Here is an 872-nt window from a genome sequence, read left to right on the forward strand (position 1 = left end):
CGCGCCTTCAGATGATACCATGCATGAGCCAAGCGGGTTTTCAGGGGTGCAGGGCTTGTTAAATAGTTTGCATTCGTAGGGTTTTTTTTGCCCCGTCAAAACGGCAGGGCATTCACAGGCTTTGTTGTCAGATGCGATGTCATTGCCGTTTTTTGCGAACGTATCCTTATAGATATACTCGGCATCAAATTGTTGATATTCCTCTCGCAGCTTTAAAGCGCTGTCAGGCATTTCTCCGAGGCCTCGCCATTCGAAACTCTGTCGAAGGTCTAGGTACTTCTTGGTCAGTGCCTGTGCTTTCTGGTTTCCCTCAAAGCTTACTGCGCGCGTATATTGGTTTTCAACCTGGCAGGTGTTTCGGTTAATTTGGCGAACAAGCATTAAAATAGACTGAAGGATGTCCAAGGGTTCAAAGCCGGAAATGGTAATGGCTGTCTGGTAATGTTTGGCAAGTTCAAGATAAGGGCGTTCACCAGTGATAACGCTTACGTGGCCTGGGCCAATTAAACCATCAAGTACTCTAGTTCCAGCTTGTTTAGCTGGCTCTAGAATACCGGTGATTGCCGGAGGTGTCAGTACGTGGTTGCAGTAGATAAATAGGTTTTTAATATTGGCTTTGACAGCGGCGTCGAGCATAGCAACTGTAGGAGGCGTTGTCGTTTCGAAGCCAACAGCAAAGAATACGATATCCTTGCCAGGGTTATCTTGAGCCAGTGTTAGTGCTTCGAGCGGCGAGTAGAGCATGCGCACATCAGCTCCTTGGGCGCGTGCTTTTAACAAGCTCATTGTTTTGCTGCCGGGTACGCGCAACATATCACCATAAGAGCAGAGAATCGTATTTGGCTGCAGTGCGAGCGAGATAGCATTATCGA

1 protein-coding gene is annotated in these 872 nt (G+C 47.8%); it reads right to left on the reverse strand.

Going from position 1 to position 872, the window contains the following annotated elements:
* Positions 1-872 (reverse strand): hydrogenase formation protein HypD (hypD, locus tag A3735_RS04670; protein ID WP_068637656.1); only part of this gene is annotated, 872 nt, incomplete at both ends.

The organism is Oleiphilus sp. HI0061 (assembly GCF_001635675.1).